The following is a 21,875-nucleotide window of genomic DNA, read 5'->3' on the forward strand; positions in this document are numbered from 1 at the left end:
AAAATTATGGGGCTTGGAGTGTATTTAGTAGACCATTTCCGAATGCCTTTTTGGGATTGGGATACCAAAGGGGAATTTAAAAAAGAAGATGCTTATTTAATTTCTTTTGATGAAGAAGGAAATAGAAAGGAACGACCATTAGCTGCTACCGATAAAAAAGGTCCTTTTGGTACTGAAAAAGACGGACCACATACTTCCGAAATTTTTGCAGAAAGTGCTTCTAAATTCATAAAAAAATACAAGAAAAAAAAGCCTTTTATGATGTACTTGGCTTTCCATGCGCCACATGATCCAAGGCAAGCTCCTGAAAAGTTTAAAAAAGGCTACCCTGAAGCCGAAATGAGTCTGCCGCCGTCATATGCGGAACAGCATCCCTTTGATAATGGACATATGTACTTGCGTGACGAAGCTTTGGCTCCTTGGCCCCGAACAAAGGGAGTGGCTCAAAAACATTTAAGCGATTATTATGCGGCCATTACGCATTTAGATACTCAAATAGGAAAAGTAATTCAAAGTTTAAAGAAAAGTGGGAATTATGAAAATACATTAATTGTTTTTGCTGGTGATAGTGGTTTGGCGGTTGGAAATCATGGTTTAATGGGAAAACAAAATATTTATGACGAAGATGGAGTGCATGTACCCTTTATTCTTTCGGGAGGAGTAATTCAGAAAAAAGGAACACGCATAAAAAAATTCACCTATATCCATGACATATTTCCTACTATTTGTGAGTTATCTGGTGTGGCTATTCCTTCTTCCGTAAAGGGGAAAAGTTTAGTGCCTTTATTAGAGGGGAAAACACAAAGTCATAGGGAGAGTACGTATCATGCCTATAGGCAATTTCAACGTGCTTATCGCGAAGGGGATTTTAAACTTATTGAATATGTAAGAGCTAAAAATTATTCTAAAGAAAAAGGAGAATATTATACGGGATCCAGAGTAACGCAGCTATTTAATGTGAAAAAAGACCCTTGGGAGACTCAGGATTTATCCTTTTTTCCAGAATATAAAAATGTGGTAAAGGAAATGCAACAAGCAATGAAAAAAAGAGCTGTAGCATTAGGGGATAAAAAAGAAAATATTGAAGGAGAGCACTATGATTTTTGGGATTATTATTAATTATTAAATCCCTCATGAGTACTATTCATGAGGGGTTGTTTTATATAAATTTCTAGAGAAAATTATTTTTTTCGGAAGTAAATACTAATTGGTACACCGTTAAAATCAAATTCCTTACGTAATTGGTTTTCAACAAAACGTTTGTAAGGATCACGAACGTATTGTGGTAAATTACAGAAAAACACAAATTGTGGTTGCGGTGTAGGTAACTGCATACAGTATTTGATTTTTACGTACTTCCCTTTGTATGCAGGAGGCGAATTATGTTCCACAATAGGTAACATAATTTCATTCATTACACTAGTTTTTATTTTTTTGCTTCGATTTTTATAGACTTCTACAGCCGTTTCCATAGCTTTAAAAATACGTTGCTTGGTCAAAGCAGATATAAAAACAACAGGAACATCTGTAAAAGGAGCAATTTGTTTACGGATATGAGCCTCAAATTCTTTAGGCGTATTACTTCCTTTATTTTCAATTAAATCCCATTTGTTAACCAAAATAACCACGCCCTTTCGGTTACGTTCTGCCAACCAAAAAATGTTTTGTACTTGAGCATCAAAACCTCGGGTAGCATCAACAACTAATAAACATACATCGGCGTGTTCAATAGCACGAACGGAACGCATTACGGAATAAAATTCTAGGTCTTCTTTTACTTTAGACTTTCTTCGAATACCGGCGGTATCCACTAAATTAAATTCGAAACCAAAACGATTGTATTTCGTATCAATAGCATCTCGAGTAGTTCCTGCAATATCAGTTACAATATTTCTTTCTTCTCCAATAAGGGAATTTATAAATGATGATTTACCAGCATTTGGACGACCTACTACAGCAAAACGTGGTAACTCATCTTCGCGATTATCTTCTTCCTTTTCGGGAAGTACTTTAATTAACTCGTCTAATAATTCACCAGTACCACTACCATTAATACTTGCAATGGTAAAGTAATCACCTAAACCAAGGTTGTAAAATTCCATGGCATCATTTAAACGCATACCATTATCCACCTTGTTTACAGCTAAGAGCACAGGTTTTTTTACTTTTCGAAGCAAATTGGCAACATCTTCATCCATACTAGTAACTCCATCCTCCACGTTTACCATAAAAATAATGGCATCGGACTCGTCAATAGCAAGTTCAACTTGTTTGTCAATTTCGGCTTCAAAAACATCGTCACTCCCTACTATGTAACCTCCGGTGTCAATCAATGAAAATTCACGACCATTCCATTCGGATTTTCCGTAGTGGCGATCTCTTGTAACACCACTTACCGAATCCACAATAGCGTCACGACGCTGAATTAATCGATTAAAAAAAGTAGATTTTCCAACGTTTGGACGACCTACAATAGCTACTATTGTACTCATACTGAGGATTTCAAATTTTGTGCAAAAGTACATCTTATTTTAGTAATTAGTACAAAGTATATGGTATTTAGTACTAAGTAGTAAAACTGTAGAGATTGCATTGAATATTAAATAAAAAGAGTGTCAATGACACTTATTTTTGTTGGTAACCAAAGCGTTTTAATTGATTTTGATTGCTACGCCAGTTTTTATTAACTTTTACAAAAAGTTCAATGTGTATTTGTTTCCCAAAGAATTTTTCTAGATCCTGGCGAGCTTCTTGTCCTACACGTTTAATAGCGCTTCCTTTGTGACCAATGATTATTCCTTTTTGAGTTTCACGCTCCACCATGATTACGGCATTAATCCGAATAATTTTTTCATCTTCTTCAAAGGATTCGGTAACCACCTCTACAGCATAAGGAATTTCCTTTTTGTAGTGTAAAAGGATTTTTTCACGAATGGCTTCGTTAACAAAAAAGCGTTCGGGTTTATCTGTTAATTGGTCTTTAGGATAAAAAGCAGGCGAAAAAGGTAGTAAAGCTACAATACGGTCAAAAACGGTTTGAATATTAAATTTTTCCAGTGCCGAAATAGGTAAAATTTCGGCATTAGGTACTTTTTCTGTCCAGTAAGTAACCTGCTCTTCTAAAATATCTTGATTGGATTTGTCAATTTTGTTAATTAATAGCAATACGGGGATTTTGGAACTATTGATACGATTAAAGAACTGTTCATCTTTTAATTCCTTTTCGCCAATTTCCACCATGTAAATAAGTACATCGGCATCTTCAAAAGCAGATTTTACAAAATCCATCATGGATTGTTGTAACTCATAGGCCGGTTTGATGATTCCAGGGGTGTCAGAAAAAATTACCTGAAAAGTGTCACTATTCACAATACCCAAAATACGATGACGTGTAGTTTGTGCTTTGGAGGTGATAATGGATAGTTTTTCGCCTATTAAAGCGTTCATTAATGTAGACTTTCCAACATTAGGATTTCCAATAATATTTACAAATCCAGCTTTGTGATTTTCCATGGGGAATTATTTGTGCTGCAAAGGTAGGGGTTTTTGAGTTTATTTAAATGAATAAGAATTGAGGTGTACGGTGTGTTAAATTAAATTAATGATAATTTGCCAGCAGTTATTTGGCAATTAATAAAAACCTATTGTCGAAATTGTGTAAATAATTAGTGAAAAAGACTACAAATGAGCGGTTTTAAACAGGTGTAAGAAAATCCTTTTGCTATTTTAGGGAAAATTAATTTTTATGATTCGCTTTTTTCAATTGAATTTAAAATGCTTTTTTGTCATAGTGTTTTTAAGTAATTTCTTTTTGGGGGTATCCAAAAATATTTATGTCTCTAAAAAAGGGAATGATGCTAATGCGGGAACAAAGGCCGCTCCATATCTGAGTATCTCTAAAGCAGCAGAGGTAGCTCAAGCGGGTGATGTGGTAATTATTGGAGCAGGAACTTACTTTGAAACTATTAAGCCCAAAAACTCGGGGAATGCCGGAAATCCAATAATTTTTAAGGCAAGTGAGAATGAAAAAGTAATTGTATCTGCAATGCAATTATTAACCGATTGGGAGTTGGATACAGGGGCAGTATATAAAACCAAGGTAGATTGGGATTTGAAAGATTATAACATGTTCATGAATAATGGCAGTGTAATGGATTTAGCACGTTGGCCCAATAATACAGATCAAGATCCATTTTCGTTAAATTCTATGCGTAGTGAAGGAGGTTCTAATTCATCCAACTTAAAAAATGCTTTTTTGTTGAATAAGGATATTCCGAATATAGATTGGACAGGAGGGAATATTATGTTTTATGGAGATCGAGGTGGATCTGGTTGGACCACATGGCGCGAATATATAACAGGAGGAAGTTCTGGAAGAGTTAATTTTACAGTAAATAAAAAAGATGATTGGATTATAGAGGCACACCCACCAGCCGATGGGGGAGACTTTTTTTTAGAAGGAGTAAAAGGCGCTTTGGATTATGAAAATGAATGGTGGTTTGATAGTAACACAAAAACGGTATTTGTACATGCCGGAGGAGGGCAACCAAGCAAAGACCAGATAAGTATGAGACGCAGGCAACTCACTATTGATTTGAATAAAAGGAATTTTGTGGAGGTGCATAATTTAGCCGTATTAGGTGGGCGTATTGAATTGGATGGTACAGGAAATAGATTGTACAAAGTGAGTAGTTTTCATGGGGATTATTACCGAGGAGTTGCTCAATCTTTTATTGCCGATTGCAGAAGTGTTCATATAAAATGGAATGCCAAAAATAATAGTATTGAACAATGTGAACTTGCTTATGGCGCTGGATCAGGAATTTATGATCAAGGAAATGGCACAAAAATTAGTAATAATTATATACATGATTTTAATTATTTAGGAGATTATAATGCTCCAGTTTTGTCACGAGGAGTTTCAAATTGTTTGATTCGTAAAAATGTAATAAAAAATGGAGGTAGAGATGCCATTCAAATTATTACAAAAAACTCAACTATTGCTTATAATGATGTGTCCAAAAGTAATTTAATAGCCGATGATTGTGCGTTGATTTATACTATTGGTTCCGATTTAAATATGGAAATTCATCATAACTGGTTTCATGATGCCGAATCCAGAGGAAAACTCAATAAAGCTGCGGGAATTTATTTGGATAATGATGCAGGTAATGTAAATGTTTACCGAAATGTAGTTTGGAATACAGAGTGGACAAGTGTACAAATCAATTGGAATGGGACTAATATTAATGTGTATAATAATTCATTCGCAAAAAATATAGCTACAATGGGAGCGTGGCATAAAGCAGGCACAAAGTTTACTAATGTTAAAGTTTGGAATAATATCACCGATAAGGAAGGGACTAGTGCTGGAGGGCAGGAAGATGAAGCAACATGGGAGCCTCAGTCCGACAAACAAAATAATTTAGTTGATAAGGATTCTTATGTGAATTGGGCAGCCAATGATTATCGATTAAAACCAAATGCAAAGGCTATCGATTTTGGAAGGGTTATTAGTGGGATAACAGATGATTTTAAAGGAAAAAATCCCGATGTTGGAGCTTACGAGTTGGGAGATACTTGGGTAGCTGGAGTGGACTGGGATATTGAAAAAGGGCCCTCGGGGAATGGGTGTTATAATTTGCCTGGGGAAGTTTGTCAGGTAAAAAAACAGTTTATTCCGGGAGTTATTGAAGCAGAAAGTTTTACTAAGCAAGCAGGTGTGCAAACAGAACCGACTTCTGATACAGGAGGAGGCTTAAACCTTGGTTTTATAAATAATAATGATTTTGTGGAGTACGTGGTTAATGTTAAAAAAAGTGGAACCTATTCATTTGACTTTAGAGTGGCTTCTGGTTCAGTAGGAGGGACTATTAGGATTAGGAGTAATAATAAAGTTTTAGGCAGTCTTGTTGTAGGAAATACAGGAGGATGGCAACAGTGGATCACCATAAATAAAGAAATATTATTAGAGCAAGGTGATCAAAATTTGATATTTGAATTTGAAGGAGCAGCTATGTTTTTATTGAACCTTAATAAGATAACTATTACTGAGGCGACTCCATTATCAATTCCAGATTTTGAATTAACAAGTGCAACTTTATATCCAAATCCTGCATCGGATTTGTTAACTATAAAATTAAAAAAGAAAGTATTAAAAATAGCGATATATGATTTGTCTGGGAAACAATTAATAACCGCTTTTTTTCAAAAAGAAATCAATCAATTAGATGTTTCTCATTTGTCAAAAGGGATGTATCTAGTAAGTGATATGGAATCTGGAGCTTCATTTAAGTTAATCAAGTTGTAACTTTTTTAAGTCGCCAGTTGATGGTTGACAGTTGACAGTTGACAGTTGACAGTTGCTACAACAGAACTTAACAAGTTAAAGGAATTTATTTTGAATTGCTTGTTTAGTGTTTATAATTATTTAAAAAAGAAAGGGAGAGTAATTGAGTTTTTTGTTTATTTAAACCTCTAACCTCTAACCTCTAACCTCTAACCTCTAACCTCTAACCTCTAACCTCTAACCTCCCTGTCATACATAATAATACTTCCGGCAACGGCAACATTTAGACTTAGTGTTGATTTGAATTTAATTAAAAAGTGAGATTTTTCAATAGCTTTTTTTGAGAGGCCATGATCTTCAGCTCCAAGTAGGTAAGCACACCTTCTGGGGTGTTCAAAAGTTTCAAGATCTTGAGCGGTATCATCAAGTTCAACACCAACTAAGCGGACGCCTTTAGGTAAATGTTTAAAAAAATCATCAAAAGTATCATAGTGATAATAAGGCATGGACTTAACAGCATTATGCGTATCACATGCTTGTTTGGCATAACGGTTACCAATAGTAAAAATAAAACTAGCTCCCATGTTTTGAGCACTACGCCAAAGTACTCCTAAATTTTCTGGAGTTTTACCATTTTGAATGCCAATTCCAAAAAATTCATTTTCAAGATTGTTTGTACTCATATCAAACTTTTTTGCAAAAATAGTTTTTTAAATGAGTTCCATAACATGGAATTTTCAAATAAAAGCGATGTTAAAATGATTGTTTTATTTAAAATAAAGTAGTGATTTTTAGTAGAATGTTAAAATTAGGGAAAGCAATAATGTTTGTCTTTTTTTAAGATAAAATCTCTTGACTTTTTATTTATATTAGTATTATGAACCCCCACGAAATAAAGCAACATATTATTGAAGTTTCATCGGAACTATTTTATAAAAATGGTTACTGCGGAACAAGTATTACTGAGATTATTGAAAAAGTATCAGTTGAAGCGCCTATTTTTTATGATAATTTTGAATCGAAAGAGGCTATTTGTGTAGCATTTTTAGAAAAAAAGAATGAAAAATTTTTAAGAGATATTGGTGAATTTTTAGAAGGAAAATCTTTTGGAAATCATAGCGTAATCAGTGTTTTTGATTTTTTAGAAATTTTGTATGATTCTCATGAATTCAATGGGTGCTGGCGCATTAAAACAATTTCGGATATCCCTAAAAATAACTTAGTATTAAAATCGGCTATACAAAAACACAAGGAAAATTTTTTACTTTTTTTAGAAGAATTAATTGCGACAAATAAACCTGATTTAACAGATAAGGAGTGTAAAATTTTATCAAAACAGGTTTATGTATTGTACGAAGGCGCTATATCAGAAAGTTTTTTGCATAATGAAAAATGGCCTATTGCCACTGCTAAGGCATTGTGCGAACGTATTGTGAAATAGTATAGGTCTTTGATTAAGTAGATTTTATCTATAAAGTAAAGTTTAACCCGAATTATGCATTGAAACTTTGTCATGAGGCTGAGATATACAATAGTATTTGAAGTAAATCGCAGACGTAATAGATTTTTTAATGCATAATTCGGGTTTAACGTAGGCGTAAAAGTAACATGTTTAACTATTAAGGTTTTTTTGATTTGGGTTTAAAGTTAAAATCTCTATGTAAATTAAATCCAAAAAAGAAATCGCCATTACTCCAATCTCCATTGGCATTGGCCAGAAAAGCATTTTCGAACATCCCTTGAGCGTTAGTGAAGTGGAGTTGGAATACATGGCCTCCAGTTTCAATTTCCATTCCAATGGAAAATGGATTGTTAAAGTTAGTGTTTTTCGTCCTATTTAAATGCGATCCATAATCCATAATAACACCAAAACGTTTACTAATTTGATATTTACCTCCCATGCCAATAGCAAATTGAGCATTTTCTTGATTTGGGTTTTGGACTAATCCATCATAAAAAAAGGTGGGTATAACTTCTAGCGAAAGCTTAGGGTTAATTTTTCGAGATATAATGAGTTGATTGGCATATCTTAAACGGTTTTCAAAGCTGAGTTTGGGTAAAACAGAGAGTTCTTTATCCAAAGCTGTATTTACAGCAATTAAATTATACCCAACAATTGTAATAGGAAACCCATGTTTTTCTTGACTTTTTAATTTGTATTTAGCGGCAAGGTCATAAGTTTTTTCAAATTTACTTCGCGAAAAGCTAAGGTTAATGGCATCAGTTAGTCCGTAAATAAATTGAATTCTGGTCGATGCCTGATCTAAACCAAATAAATCATCAATTCCGTTTTTAACGCTACCAAAGCGATGTGCAATAATTAAATCTAAGTGTTGTTTAGGAACAAGTTTAGTAGTTTCAAAATTAATAAGCTTATAGCTTTTAAATGTTGAGCTAATGGGTATCTTTTTAGAAATAGTAGTTGTGGATTCTAATGATTTTAGAAGATCTTCTTGTGAAAAAACTTGTAAATTAATAATGAGGATTAGGGAAAATGCAATAAATTTCATACTTGCTAGTTTGTAAGGATAAGTCGATTTTTTGACTAAAACTTAAACCTTAAAATAAATAACTATGAAATTATTCTTTTTTTCGTTAATTGGTGCCTTTTTTTTGATGAGTTGTAGTGGTGAAAGTGAAGATGATCTTAAGGACATGCCAAACACAGATACTCCAGATACGGCAGTTAAATTAACCTTTGAAAATGACATAAAACCATTAGTTGAAGGTAGATGTTTAAAATGTCATGGTATGCCTACTCGTTTTGGTGCCCCAGCAGGGGCAATTTTTGTTAGTTTTGATCAAGTAAATGCCAATGCGGATAAAATGTTTGCGAGGATAAATAATGGGACTATGCCACCAGCATCTGAAGGAGCATTATCTTCCTCATTTGTAGAAACATTTGAACAATGGATTAAGGATGGTAAATTGGAGAAGTAAGTATACCTGCTTATTCGTTTTTATTTTATTAGAAACTCTAATAGGTTGTAGTGTATTATTTGCGCAAGAAACCTATAAAACTACATTAGGTAGTATAAAGTTTGATGCCGCTAAAACAGCTTTAGAGCCTATACATGCAATAAACAAAAAACTTAAAGTAATATTAAGACCAAATGATGGAGCACTTGTTGCTTTATTGGAAATAAGAGATTTTAGCTTTCCTAATACATTAATGCAAGAGCATTTTAATGAGAATTATATGGAAAGTGATCAATATCCAACGGCAAGTTTTAAGGCTAAAATTGATAATTTAGAGGTGTTTTTTAATAAGTCATCGGCATTTGATGTTTTAGGAGAGTTTAGGATTCACGGTGTAAAAAAGGAGCTGTTGATTCCTGTAAAATTGATTAAGAAAGCAACAAGTTTTAATCTAAAATCTAGTTTTAAGTTATTTTTGCAGGATTTTAATATAAAAATACCTTCATTAATGTTTTATAAAATTGCCGAAGAAGTTGAGGTAGTTATTGATGCAGAGCTCGTAATGGAGTAGTAAATTTATACTGTTTATTACACATGAAAATACCAAAAAGCCAGCTACTCAGCTGGCTTTTTGGTGTCAATTACTATAAATAGTTTTTTATTGGAATATGATGTAAGTACTAACTACGATAATGCAAATAGCTATGCCCACAGGTTTAACATATTTCCAGGTAGTTAAATCCACATCTTTAGTGTCTTGTTGAATATAGTCAGTAGCTCTGGGTTTAAGTTTACCAATAACTAGCATAATGATCACAGTTAAAACAAAAGTAATGGCTTGGATGTGTAAAAAGTGAGGTAAATCCATTTCTAAACCTTTAGAAAGAATAATGTATATCACATAAAAACAAAAAGAAAAAATTAATCCAGCTTTTGCAGCTATAGCAGGAACTCGTTTGGTTAAAAACCCAATAACAATAACAGTTAAAATAGGAATACTATAAGCACCGTTTACTGTTTGTAGGTATCCAAAAATACTACCGGCATAATGTAAAAAAGGAGCAATACACATCGCAAAAATAGCTAGTCCGGTTCCAAAAGCTTTCCCTTTTTTTACTACTTGTTTTTCGGTTGCGTCATTATTGATGAATTGTTTATATATGTCAATACCAAACAAGGTAACACAACTATTAAGTGCAGAGTTAAATGAGCTTAAAATGGCTCCAAATAAAACGGCAGCAAAAAAGCCTACATAGCTAGTAGGAAGTACATCGGCAACAAGTTTTGGATAGGCCAAACTAGAGCTGCTTAAATTCCCTCCATATTTGTGGAAAGCAATAATTCCAGGAAGTACAACAATAATAGGTCCTAAAATTTTGATGAAAGCAGCTAAAATCAACCCCTTTTGTCCTTCAATTAAGTTTTTTGCACCTAAAGCACGTTGAATAATTTGTTGATTGGTACCCCAGTAGAACAATTGAACCAACATCATACCAGTGAAAATCGTAGAAAAAGGGATAGCAGATTCATTGCTTCCAATGGCATTAAACTTTTCGGGATGCTCGGCCATTAATTTCGTAATACCGTTTAAAATACTTCCATTATCACTAATGGACATAAGACCAAAAGCAGGAATTAAAAGTCCTCCAATTAATAATCCAATAGCATTAATAGTATCGGATACTGCTACGGCTTTTAAACCACCAAAAATGGCATAAATAGATCCTATAATTCCAATACCCCATACGGTAATCCAAATGGCTTGTATTTCGCTAACACCTAATAATGAAGGAAAGTCAAACATAGTACTAATTCCTACTGAACCTGTGTAAAGAACAATTGGAAGTAATACAATGGCATATCCAGTTAAAAATAGTCCAGATGTTATGGCTTTGGTTGTAACATCAAACCTTCTTTCTAAGTAAGTAGGAATGGTGGATATTCCCCCTTTTAAATATCGAGGTAATAAATAAACGGCAGTGATTACCATGGCAATAGCGGCTAAAGTTTCCCAAGCCATTACTAATATTCCATTGGAGTAAGCGTCTCCATTTAAGCCAACAATTTGTTCGGTTGAAAGGTTGGTAAGTAATAATGAACCAGCAATAACACCAGCAGTTAAACTTCGTCCTCCTAAAAAATAGCCATCCGATGAATTTTCATCAGTACTTCGGGTTGACCACCATGCAATTACAGCAACGAGTAAAGTGAACCCAATAAAAGAAATTATCCCCATAGTTTTGTGTGTAAATTTTAAATGAAAGCTAAAATATCATTATTTATCATAATAAAAATCGTTTTAGTTTATAATTTTATAGCTCAAATGGTTAAAAATGAAAAAAGTACCCCATTTTAATTTATCTATAGGAACTCTACTATTAATTTGTGTTTTTGGATTTTAAAAAGAGGTTAGAGAAATTTGAACATGATTTTTATACATTGTTAATTCAGTGTTTTAATTATTGTGTAGTGTTATATTTTAATTTTGTGATGTGGTAATTTATTAGTGTTTTTTATGAATTTTTGATAATATTTTAAATGTTTTAATCATATGTTGTATCTAATAAAGCATATATATTATTAATACTATAATTGTAGGTGTAAGTTTGGTGCTGGTAGAACTAACTTAATATCTAATTCAAATATGAAAAACATCTTCTATTTAATTAGCCGTAAGCAAAAATTGCTGTTTGCAATTGTAATATGGCTAAATATCTGTTTTGTATCAGCACAAACGAAATCGATTTCGGGAACAGTTTCTAGTGCCGATGGACCTTTGCCGGGGGTGGTTGTAAAATTAAAGGGTAAAAATAAAGGAGTGGTAACGGATTTTGATGGATTGTATACTATTGAAGCCAATGTTGGAGATAAATTAATTTATGAATTTATTGGTTACCAGTCTCGAGAAATGCAGGTAGGAAATAATTCAAAAATTAACGTGGTATTAGAAATAGATGTTACCGATTTAAGCCAAGTGGTAATTGTGGGTTATGGTAGTCAAAAAAGAAGTGAAGTTACGGGAGCGATATCATCGGTGGACGGTGATGAGGTAAAAAAGTTTAGTACCTCTAGTTTCCAGCAAGCATTACAAGGAAAAGTAGCCGGAGTAACTATATTAGATTCAGGTGGCGAGCCTGGCGAAGGTCCCGTTGTACAAATTAGAGGTGTGAATACCATTTCCTCTAACAGAGCAGGTGCATTTCCTGGAGATCCTAATTTAAATCAACAAAATCCAACAACTTCCGGGTTAACACCATTGTATGTTGTAGATGGAGTTCCTTTTGATAATAATCCAAATATTAGTCCTAATAATATTGAAAGTATAGAGGTGCTAAAAGATGCAGGTACTACAGCCATATATGGAACAAGAGCAGCGTCTGGAGTTATATTAATTCAAACAAGAAGAGGACAGAAGGGAAAAACGTCGATAGACTTTACTACTTATACAGGATTTGATAGGGTGACTTCTAAAGTTGATGTGGTTAATACAAGTGAAGCTTTTCTAATACATAGAACAATACACGATAATAATACACCGAATCAAAGATATTTTTCAATACTACAAAGAAATAGAAATGCGTTGAAATACGATGTAGACTGGCAAGACTTTGTAATTAGAGAAACAGCACAATTAACTAACGCAAACCTTAGGATTTCTGGAGCAGGAAAAGATATTAATTATAATCTTTCATTAGATAACTTCAAGCAGGCAGGTAAATTTAAAAATTCTAAATTCGAGAGAACAATTCTACGAGGGAATGCTGGATTTAATAAAGGTAAGTTCAATGTATGGAGTTCTATGAATGTGTCTTTTGGAAAGAGACAATTGGCACCATGGGGACTTTTGGGGGATGCTTTGGTTTTAGCGCCTTATACAAGACCTTTTGAAATAGGGAAAACAAATGTGATAGCTCCATTTGGATTGGGTACAGATGGTACTATTAATGAAACATTTGATGCGCCTATAGGGAATTTAGCGAGGAAATTTGCTCAAGATAACCGAAGAAATGAATTTGTATTTGGATCTAATATCGGTATTACATATTCTATTTTAAAAAACCTAAAAGCCAAATTAAATTTAGGGGGGAGCAGAACTACAAATGAGTCAAGGTTTTTTCAACCAAAGCAAGAAATTTTTTCGGAATTTACGGGTTTAATTGATGAATCTAGAACTCAAGAGGCCACCATCCAAAATTACAATACAGCCTATCAATCATTTTTAAGAGAATTTACCTTAGATTATGATAAGTTTTTTGGATCTCATAGAGTAGGGCTTTTAGTTGGTGCATCTGCAGAGGAACGTACATGGGAAGAATTAAGAGTAGAAGGGAATACATTTTTAAGTCCAGAACAAAAAACAATTTCTAATGCAGCAATAACCAGTCGGTCAGAACAAAATATTTTTCCAACGAATACAACAGGTTTACTTGGGCGTTTAAAATATGAATATGATAAGAAATATTTATTATTAGCGAATGGACGGAGAGATGGTTCGAGTAAATTTGCACCAGGAAATAGGGTAGGATATTTTTGGGGAGTTTCTGCAGGATGGTTAGCAAGTAGAGAGTCTTTTATTGCTGATTCGGAGTCAAATTTATTGAGTGAAATTTCAAATCTAAAATTTAGAGCAAGCTATGGTGGAGTAGGAAATGACCGTATTGGAGATTTTCTTTTTTTGAGTCCATTAGGCTCTAATCAAAACCCTGTTTTTAATGGAGGATCAGAATTGGGTGCATCTAGAACAGGTATAGGGAATAAAGATTTAAAATGGGAAACAAGTATCAGCCAAAACTATGGATTAGATTTGGGGCTGTTTAATGGAGCGTTTAGTTTAAGTGCGGATTATTATATAGTAGATAAAGAGGATTTATTGTTTGGAATACCTACACCACCATCTGGGGGAGTAAATGGAGGAACAATAGTAGTTAACTCGGGAGAGTTAAGAAATAAGGGTATTGAATTAGCGGTGTCTTATCAAAACAGAAAAAAAGCTTTTAAATGGGGAGTAACCGGGACCTATACGCAAAATGATAATGAAGTTTTAAGACTAAGTGGTACATCAACAGATTTGATTGAAGGAGGTACCCCCATTCCTTTTAATAACAGTGTGGTATCTACACCTGTTACATTTATTAAGCCAGGATATAGAGCAGGGGCATTTTTCTTAATTCCTACCAATGGGATCATAACAAATGAAGAAGATTTAGAAGCTTACCAAGGAGAGGTTTCGAATGTTTTAGGAAAAAAATCAAATGAACTTAAATTAGGGGATGTACGATTTGTAGATCGTTTAACAGAGGATAATTTAAAACCAGTTGTAGATGTGAATGGACAGCCTGTGTTGGATGCCGAAGGGAATGTACAGTTTGAAGCCGGACAAGATGGAGTGTTGGATAGTGGCGATGGTGTTATTAATGATGATGATCGTGTTTTTGCCGGAAATAATACTCCTGATTTTGAGGCAGGATTAAATTTTAATGCCGAATTTAAGAATTTTGATTTTTCAATGCAATGGTTTGGTTCTTTTGGGCATAAGGTGTTTAATGGACCCAAAAATTTAACCTATGCTTTTGCAAACCATAGAGATATTGCCTATCAATTTTCAGCAGCAAATCCTAATTCAACCATTGCAGCAGCAAGAACTAATGGAAGTCGTGATCCAAATGTGAGTTCAGCTTCTGATTTATTTTTAGAAGATGGAGATTTTATACGATTAAGAAGTATCCAGTTAGGCTATTCATTGCCTAATAAGGTATTAAAGAATGTTGGGATTACAAAATGTAGGATTTATGTGTCTGCTCAAAATTTATTAACCATCACTGATTATAGTGGCTTTGATCCCGAAGTAGGAGGGGATGGTTTAGCAACAAGAGGTTTGGATATAGGGAATCAGCCAGTATCAGCTAGAGGAATTTTTGGATTAGAATTAAGCTTTTAAAACATTTAGTTATGGAAAAAATAATAAAAAGTATAACTGTATTGTTTGTATGTATTCAATTAGTCAGTTGTAATGAAGAGGAATTTTTAGAGCCAAAAAATGTAAATACTCCCGATGCAAATTCGTTTGTGTCCGATAGGGGTACGGCCCAAGCAAGTGTATTTGCAATTTATGGCGCTATGCAAGATGCCGATATATGTGGAGGTAATGCCACGCGATCTTATGAGGCAATGAGTCATACGGCTAAAGCACCTCATTTTAATCAAACGGGTGATATAGCCTCATTAAATAATTTGTCATTTAGTGTCGATGGAGGTATTGTATTAGGAGCTTTTAGTAAGTTGTATTTAATGATTGATAGAGCAAACCTGAGTATTGCCGGAATCAATAATTTACAAGAAGGTGTATTAACTCCTGGTTTAAAGCAAACCTTATTAGGTGAAGCTCACTTTTTGAGAGGCCTAGCTTATTTTTGGTTGATGAGAACCTATAACCAAGGTTCGGTTCCTTTAATTACTGTGAGTTCAAATACAATTCAAGAAACCCAACAATATGATAATGCACCAAGGAGTCAAGTGTTGCAACAAGTAATGGATGATTTTAATTTTGCTAAAGCCAATTTGCCATTACTAAAAGGAAATAGAATGATATCTGTTTCGGGAGTGTCGGTTGAACTAGATCCATGGGAAGAAAAATTTATAGGTAGAGCAACTTGGGGGGCAGCAGTGTCATATTTGGGTAAAGTATATTTATATGAAAATGAATTTGATAAAGCTGCTGCAGAATTTAAAAGTGTTATCGATTCAGATGAATATAGTTTAGTTGAAAATTTTGTTGATAATACAAATACATTAGGAGAATTTAATTCAGAGTCAATTTTTGAGGTAGGTTATTCAGATTCTCCTCCGGTTGTTCAACCTAATTTTGGAGGAGGAGAAGGAGCAACGGTAAATGAAACAACTACCCGAGGTTACCAGTTTAACTGGGGTAATGGAGGTTGGGGTACTACCCATACGTCAAATTTTATAACAGAATTGTTTAAAAGTGATATCGTTGATGAAAATGATCCTAAAAATTATATTGATGGAGATGTAACTAATAAATCACCAGAAAATTTTACTGGATTTTCAAAAAGGTGTAACTCAAGTATTGCTTTTGTGGGTGATAATACCAAGTTTTATAATTTGGATTTAAAATTAGGAGAGGATAATTTAAGTGAAGGAACCTCAAATTCTATATGTAGGAAATTTACAAATTGGAATTTAGCCAATGAACCTGCAGTTGCCGTATCTGCAATCAATGAACGATTGATGAGGTTAGCCGATGTGTATTTAATGTATGCAGAAGCATTGTTACGCGGTAGTGGAGATAAAGCTGAAGGTTCTGGAAATGTAAATGAAGCAGTTTTGTATATTAATAGGATAAGGAAAAGAGCAGGTGTTATTGATTTAGAAACTTTATTTGGAGCACCTCGAACTTACATGCAAGTAGAAAATAACAGGACTACGGGGGTAATAAACCCTAAAGAATTTCCTATTAGGGCTTTAAATGCAGAAAATATTTTAAAGCATTTATGGGATGAAGAGCGGATATTGGAATTTGCCTTTGAAGGCAGAGGTATTTCATGGCAGGATCTTATTCGAAGGCCAGACTTAGTAGCCCGTATTGAAGAATTGAATAATTATGAGTATGTGCATTGGGGAGCTAAAAATGAATTTGAAACAGCTGCTCAAAATATAGTAAGTGATCCCAATGGAGCAATTTATTTTCCAATACCAGCAATTGAAGAATTAAGAAAATAATAGTTATGAAGAAATTTAAATTATACAGTTTAGTGGTAGTGCTATTATTTTCGTGTACTACTAGAGATGATTTTAAGGTGCCCGAAGGAGCAGTAGCTTCACCATTTATAATTACAGGGATTGTTGAGTCAGATGATCGAACATTAAAATCGCGTATTGGTTTTGATGTAGAATTTTTAGATGGAACTATTGACTCAGATAGTCGGGAATGGATTTTTCCAGAAGGGAGTGTTGATTTTATTGAAGGAACCAATACAAGTGAAAAAATTATAGTAAAATTCCTTAAAGAAGGTGAGCTTGATGTTGTTTTAAAAAGTGGCGGAAAAGAAACCCTTGAAAAACTACAAATACTAGGTAAAGTTGAAGGAACAATTAAATCGGAGCCAACTGACCCAGAGGCAACAGGTTTTGTGTTTGATGTTGCGTCAAAAATATTTGTAATTGAGGCAGGAACCGAAGTTCAATTTACTGAAGAGACTACAGGGGAATTAGAAAAATTTGCTTGGAAATTTCCAGGTCAAACGCCCGCTTTTTCAAGTGAAAAGAATCCTGTAATTACGTTTAATAACATAGGGGAGTTTAAATTTAATTTTAGGGGTACTTCAGCATTGCCTTTTGGCGATTTAAAAATTCCTTTTTTTCCACAAAATGGGGAAGAAACATTTTTTGAGTATAAAGTAATACCAAGTAGCAAGCCGCTTGAATTTAAATCGTTGACAGAAAATGAAAACGCTGAGATTGTGATTAGCTTCTCAAGAGCACTTGATCCAGAAACATTAGAAGGTTTGGGTAATTTTAATGTAAAGGTAGGGGGTGTTGAAGTGCCATTGGAAAGTGTGATGGTGAGCGAGTCAAGTCCACAGAGCGTATTATTAAAACCTGTAACGGATATTAAGAATTCTCAAATGGCTACGTTATCCTATGAAATAACCACCTTAAGTTCCACCGATGGTGTCAATGCGGTTTCAGAATCGTTTATGGATAAAGAAGTGATGTTGTATGATCCTAATTTAATAGAAAAAGATATTTCCTTTGAAGGGGGAGTCTTAGAGTGGGAAATAGGAACCCCAGGAAATAATGCGGCAGATGTTGTTTTAGGTCTTGTGTCACCGGGGAATGATAGTGATTCAGCGTTAAGCGTTTCAGGTTTTAAACAGGGAAATAATTTTACCGTAGGTCTTGCCGATGCCTTGAATGTAAAGGAAGGGCAAAGATTAGAATTAAGTTTCGATTATAAAATTCCTGCTGATTTTGCCGGAACCACGCAAGTTACCTTTAGGTTGTATGAAGATGGTAAATTTTCGGATATGTTTAAAGCCTTTAATAATGTGAACTGTTGTGGTTTAAAAGCAGATGGAGAATGGAATACTTTGACAAAAGAGTTATCTAATAAAATTTCAGGTGATTTTAGGTCGGGAGTTTATATACAATTGATTTCTCAAGATGCAAATCCCTCAAGTATTTTAATTGACAATATTGCCATAAGAATTATAGAATAATTAATTTGTTAGACTTAAATTTAGGAGTTGTGAAAGCAACTCCTTTTTTTTATTTATGAAATCAACATATTTATTAGGTATTGGTGCTCTTTTTTTATTCGGTTGTATGACTGACAAAAAAAAAGAAGCAGTTTTGTTATTCTCGACTTTAGAGGCAAAAGAAACAGGGATTCATTTTTCAAATGATATTACCGAGGATTATAATAATTTTTTTGGCGTATATAATTATGCATATAACGGAGGGGGAGTAGCTGTAGGAGATATAAATAATGATGGGCTCTCGGATATTTATTTTACAGGAAATCAAGTTGAAGATAAACTGTATTTAAACAAAGGAGGTTTTGTATTTGAAGATATTACACAAAAAGCCGGAATCAAAAATAAAACTTCGTGGCATAATGGAGTGGTAATGGCCGATGTGAATGCCGATGGCTTACTTGATATTTACATTTGTAAAGGGGGGTGGAAAGATGATGAAAAGCAGCGAGCAAATTTGTTATATATAAATAAAGGCGATGGGCAATTCGAGGAAAAGGCACAGGAATATCATATAGCAGATGCTGGATTTTCAATGATGGCTAGTTTTTTTGATGCAGATAATGATAATGATCTGGATTTATATGTAATGAATAGGCCCGCTAATTTTTTTATTGGCTTTGAGCAGGTGTTAGCGGGGCGCGAAAATACATTTCCAAATTACAGAGACAAATTATATATAAATAACAATAATCAGTTTACAGAACAATCAGAATTAAACGGAATAACTAAAAATTTTGGGCATGGATTAGGCGTAGTTACTAGTGACCTTGATAATGACGGGAATATTGATATTTATGTGGCTAATGATTACAATGAAAATGATTACTTATATAAAAATAAGGGAAAAGGAGTTTTCGAAGAATCAATAAGGGAACATACAAACCATGTAGCATATTATGGTATGGGGGTTGATGTTTTTGATGTGAATAATGATGGTTTGGAAGATATTTTTGAGCTTGATATGTCCCCAGAAGATTATTACAGGTCAAAAGTAAATATGCCATCCATGCAAGTGGATGCTTACGCAAAGGCGTTAAAGTCGGGAATACATAGGCAGAGCATGCATAATGTATTACAGCTCAATTCGGCATCAGGCTTTTTTTCAGAAATAGGGCAATTAGCAGGAGTGGCGCAAACCGATTGGAGTTGGAGTTGTTTGGGGGCAGATTTGGATAATGATGGATGGAGGGATGTATTAGTAACTAATGGTTACAAAAGAGATATTTGGAATAAAGATGTAAAAAAAGAATTTGATGCTTATACTTCAGATCCAAGTACAGCTACAAAGCCTAAAGCACAAATTATAAGTGAAATTGTAAATCTATATCCCTCAGAAAAACTATCCAATTATGCATTTAAAAATAATGGAGACTTAAGTTTTGATAGGTCAGCTAAAAAATGGGGTTTGGCTACACCAAGTTTTTCTAACGGAATGGCTACAGCTGATTTGGATAATGATGGGGATTTAGATATTGTAATAAATAATATAGATGACAAAGCTTTTGTATACAAAAATAATTCAGAAACAGCTTCAAATAATTTTTTAAGAATAAAGTTAAAAGGCCCTAAAAAGAATCCTTTCGGATTGGGTGCTAAGGCAACTATTTTCTATAACAATAAAAAACAGTATCAAGAATTTAAAACAGTTAGAGGTTACTTGTCTAGTGTGGAGCCTATTATTCATTTTGGTTTAGGTGTTGCTCAAAAAATAGATTCACTATTGGTAAAATGGCCCGATGGAAAAAGTCAATTAGTACATCAAGTAGGAGCGAATAGGCAACTGGATATTTTTTATAAGGAAGCAATTTTTAGAAAATCAAAAAAAGCATCTAAAGATCAAATTTTTAAAGAATTATCCAGTGAGCATTTAGGAATTGATTACAAACATGCAGAAAATGATTATGATGATTATAACAAGCAAATTTTATTACCCCATAAACTTTCGGAAGAAGGGCCAGTGATAAAAGTAGCAGATGTAAATGGAGATGGGTTGGATGACTTTTTTGCGGGAGGAGCAATGGGGCAATCAGGAGTTTTATTTATTCAGAATCAAAAAGGGATATTTGAAAAAAAAGAACAATTAGCCTTTGACTTGGATAAACATCATGAAGATGTAAGCGCTACTTTTTTTGATGTTGATGGAGATAATGATAGGGATTTGTATATAGTAAGTGGAGGTAATGAAGAGGAAGTGAGGAGTGAATTTTATAGAGACAGGTTGTATATAAATAGCGGCAAAGGGGTATTTAGGAAGTCTGAATTTGAAATACCAATAAGATCAAGTGGATCTTGTGTAATTCCTTTTGATATGGATAAAGATGGTGATTTGGATTTGTTAGTAGGGGGGCGTCATGTGCCAGGGAAGTATCCAAGTGCGCCTGAAAGTTATATTTTAGAGAATACAAATTCTCGATTCGTTGATGTAACAGATAAAATAGCACCCGAACTAAAAAAGTTAGGTATGGTGACTGATGCTGCTGTGGTTGATTTGAATAATGATGGTGAAAATGAATTGATTTTAGTTGGAGAATGGATGCCAATAACAGTTTTTGCAAATGAAGAAGGTGTATTCAAAAATAAGACAAGTGAATTTGGTTTTGAACATACACAAGGTTGGTGGAATTGTATTGAGGTTAATGACTTTGATAAAGATGGGGATTTGGACTTTTTTGTGGGGAATTTAGGTTTGAATTATAAATTTAAAGCATCACAGGAAAAGCCATTTGGAGTGGTGGCTTCTGATTATGATAAAAATGGAACTTTTGATGTTTTCTTGACTAAAAAAATAAATAATAAAACAGTTCCTGTCAGAGGTAAAGAATGTGCAACACAACAAATTCCAAGTTTGGCTCAAAAAATCCCCACATTTGCAGATTTTGCAAAAGCAGATATACAAACAATTTTAGGAGATAATAAAGGGGAGGAGTTACAAGTGAACATGTTTGAAAGTGTATATGTGGAAAATAAAAGTGAAGCCAATAAATACGAAATAAGCCGCTTACCAACCGAAGCCCAATTCTCAACGGTGAATGATTTTTTAATAGCTGATTTTAATCAGGATGGTTATAATGAGGTGTTGTTAGCGGGTAATCGCTTTGGGGTGGAATTAGAAACTACTCCGTCAGATGCTTCCCAAGGTTTAATGTTAAAAGCTAAAGCGACTATGAAAGGAGAATTTGATGTGCTGGATTCTAATAGTGGTTTTAGCGTGAGTGACAATGTAAAATCTTTAGAGGCTATAACTATTAATAAAAAAGGAGCGTCGGTTTTAATAGGTATTAATAATAGAAAAATGAAATTCTATTCATTTGAAAAATAGGTAGTAATGCTATTTTTGTGATTGTTCAAAAATATTTTAACGAAATTGTTATAGTCATTTATTGTTTTGT

Annotated in this window: 14 protein-coding genes; 9 read left to right on the forward strand and 5 right to left on the reverse strand. The window is 33.8% G+C overall.

Annotation, left to right across the window (positions count from 1 at the left end; translation table 11 throughout):
• The coding region (locus KQA_RS19620; protein WP_010181182.1) for a sulfatase-like hydrolase/transferase at nt 1-1,119 on the forward strand (1,119 nt) is incomplete at its 5' end.
• A gap of 62 nt (nt 1,120-1,181) precedes the next feature.
• Here KQA_RS19620 and der read toward each other — a convergent pair.
• Nucleotides 1,182-2,492: a ribosome biogenesis GTPase Der gene (gene der, locus KQA_RS0211265; protein WP_010181184.1), complete on the reverse strand. Its 1,311-nt coding sequence runs from the start codon at nt 2,490-2,492 to the stop codon at nt 1,182-1,184.
• Nucleotides 2,493-2,625: 133 nt separating this feature from the next.
• On the reverse strand, nt 2,626-3,513 hold the full coding sequence (era, locus tag KQA_RS0211270; RefSeq protein WP_010181186.1) for a GTPase Era: 888 nt from the start codon (nt 3,511-3,513) through the stop codon (nt 2,626-2,628).
• Between the two features lie 232 nt (nt 3,514-3,745).
• Between era and KQA_RS0211275 the strand changes: the two genes are divergently transcribed.
• Entirely contained in the window at nt 3,746-6,310 is a 2,565-nt protein-coding gene (locus tag KQA_RS0211275; RefSeq protein ID WP_010181188.1) for a carbohydrate-binding protein, read from the forward strand.
• A 209-nt stretch (nt 6,311-6,519) separates the two neighbouring features.
• Here KQA_RS0211275 and KQA_RS0211280 read toward each other — a convergent pair whose 3' ends face one another.
• Entirely contained in the window at nt 6,520-6,972 is a 453-nt protein-coding gene (locus KQA_RS0211280) for an RNA methyltransferase (protein WP_010181191.1), read from the reverse strand.
• Between the two features lie 194 nt (nt 6,973-7,166).
• On the opposite strand from KQA_RS0211280, the gene KQA_RS0211285 reads away from it, so the two are divergent.
• A complete protein-coding gene (locus KQA_RS0211285) occupies nt 7,167-7,730 on the forward strand; it encodes a TetR/AcrR family transcriptional regulator (RefSeq protein ID WP_010181193.1) in 564 nt (187 codons plus the stop codon).
• A gap of 178 nt (nt 7,731-7,908) precedes the next feature.
• Here KQA_RS0211285 and KQA_RS0211290 read toward each other — a convergent pair whose 3' ends face one another.
• Nucleotides 7,909-8,799: a DUF5777 family beta-barrel protein gene (locus KQA_RS0211290; RefSeq protein ID WP_010181195.1), complete on the reverse strand. Its 891-nt coding sequence runs from the start codon at nt 8,797-8,799 to the stop codon at nt 7,909-7,911.
• Nucleotides 8,800-8,863: 64 nt separating this feature from the next.
• On the opposite strand from KQA_RS0211290, the gene KQA_RS0211295 reads away from it, so the two are divergent.
• Nucleotides 8,864-9,229: a hypothetical protein gene (locus tag KQA_RS0211295; RefSeq protein WP_010181197.1), complete on the forward strand. Its 366-nt coding sequence runs from the start codon at nt 8,864-8,866 to the stop codon at nt 9,227-9,229.
• On the forward strand, nt 9,210-9,779 hold the full coding sequence (locus KQA_RS0211300) for a YceI family protein (protein WP_010181199.1): 570 nt from the start codon (nt 9,210-9,212) through the stop codon (nt 9,777-9,779). Before KQA_RS0211295 ends, KQA_RS0211300 begins: the two co-directional genes overlap by 20 nt.
• An 87-nt stretch (nt 9,780-9,866) precedes the next feature.
• Here the strand turns inward: KQA_RS0211300 and KQA_RS0211305 are convergent, their stop codons facing one another.
• Nucleotides 9,867-11,444 (reverse strand): solute:sodium symporter family transporter, encoded by a 1,578-nt coding sequence (locus tag KQA_RS0211305; RefSeq protein ID WP_010181201.1) that lies wholly within the window; start codon nt 11,442-11,444, stop codon nt 9,867-9,869.
• Nucleotides 11,445-11,852: 408 nt separating this feature from the next.
• On the opposite strand from KQA_RS0211305, the gene KQA_RS0211310 reads away from it, so the two are divergent.
• Genes KQA_RS0211310 through KQA_RS0211325 form a run of 4 tightly spaced genes read left to right on the forward strand, consistent with a single transcriptional unit; the run spans nt 11,853 to nt 21,805 of the window.
• Entirely contained in the window at nt 11,853-15,146 is a 3,294-nt protein-coding gene (locus KQA_RS0211310; RefSeq protein ID WP_010181203.1) for a SusC/RagA family TonB-linked outer membrane protein, read from the forward strand.
• Nucleotides 15,147-15,157: 11 nt separating this feature from the next.
• Nucleotides 15,158-16,948 carry a RagB/SusD family nutrient uptake outer membrane protein gene (locus tag KQA_RS0211315; RefSeq protein ID WP_010181205.1) on the forward strand — a complete coding sequence of 597 codons (1,791 nt, stop codon included), beginning with the start codon at nt 15,158-15,160 and terminating at the stop codon, nt 16,946-16,948.
• 5 nt (nt 16,949-16,953) lie between these two features.
• The gene (locus KQA_RS0211320) at nt 16,954-18,447 is read left to right on the forward strand and encodes a hypothetical protein (RefSeq protein ID WP_010181207.1); all 1,494 of its coding nucleotides are present in this window, start codon (nt 16,954-16,956) and stop codon (nt 18,445-18,447) included.
• 55 nt (nt 18,448-18,502) lie between these two features.
• Complete coding sequence (locus KQA_RS0211325; protein WP_010181208.1) at nt 18,503-21,805, forward strand: VCBS repeat-containing protein; 3,303 nt, start codon at nt 18,503-18,505, stop codon at nt 21,803-21,805.
• Nucleotides 21,806-21,875 lie beyond the last annotated feature (70 nt).

The sequence above is a fragment of the Aquimarina agarilytica ZC1 genome, assembly GCF_000255455.1.
GTDB lineage: Bacteria > Bacteroidota > Bacteroidia > Flavobacteriales > Flavobacteriaceae > Aquimarina > Aquimarina agarilytica.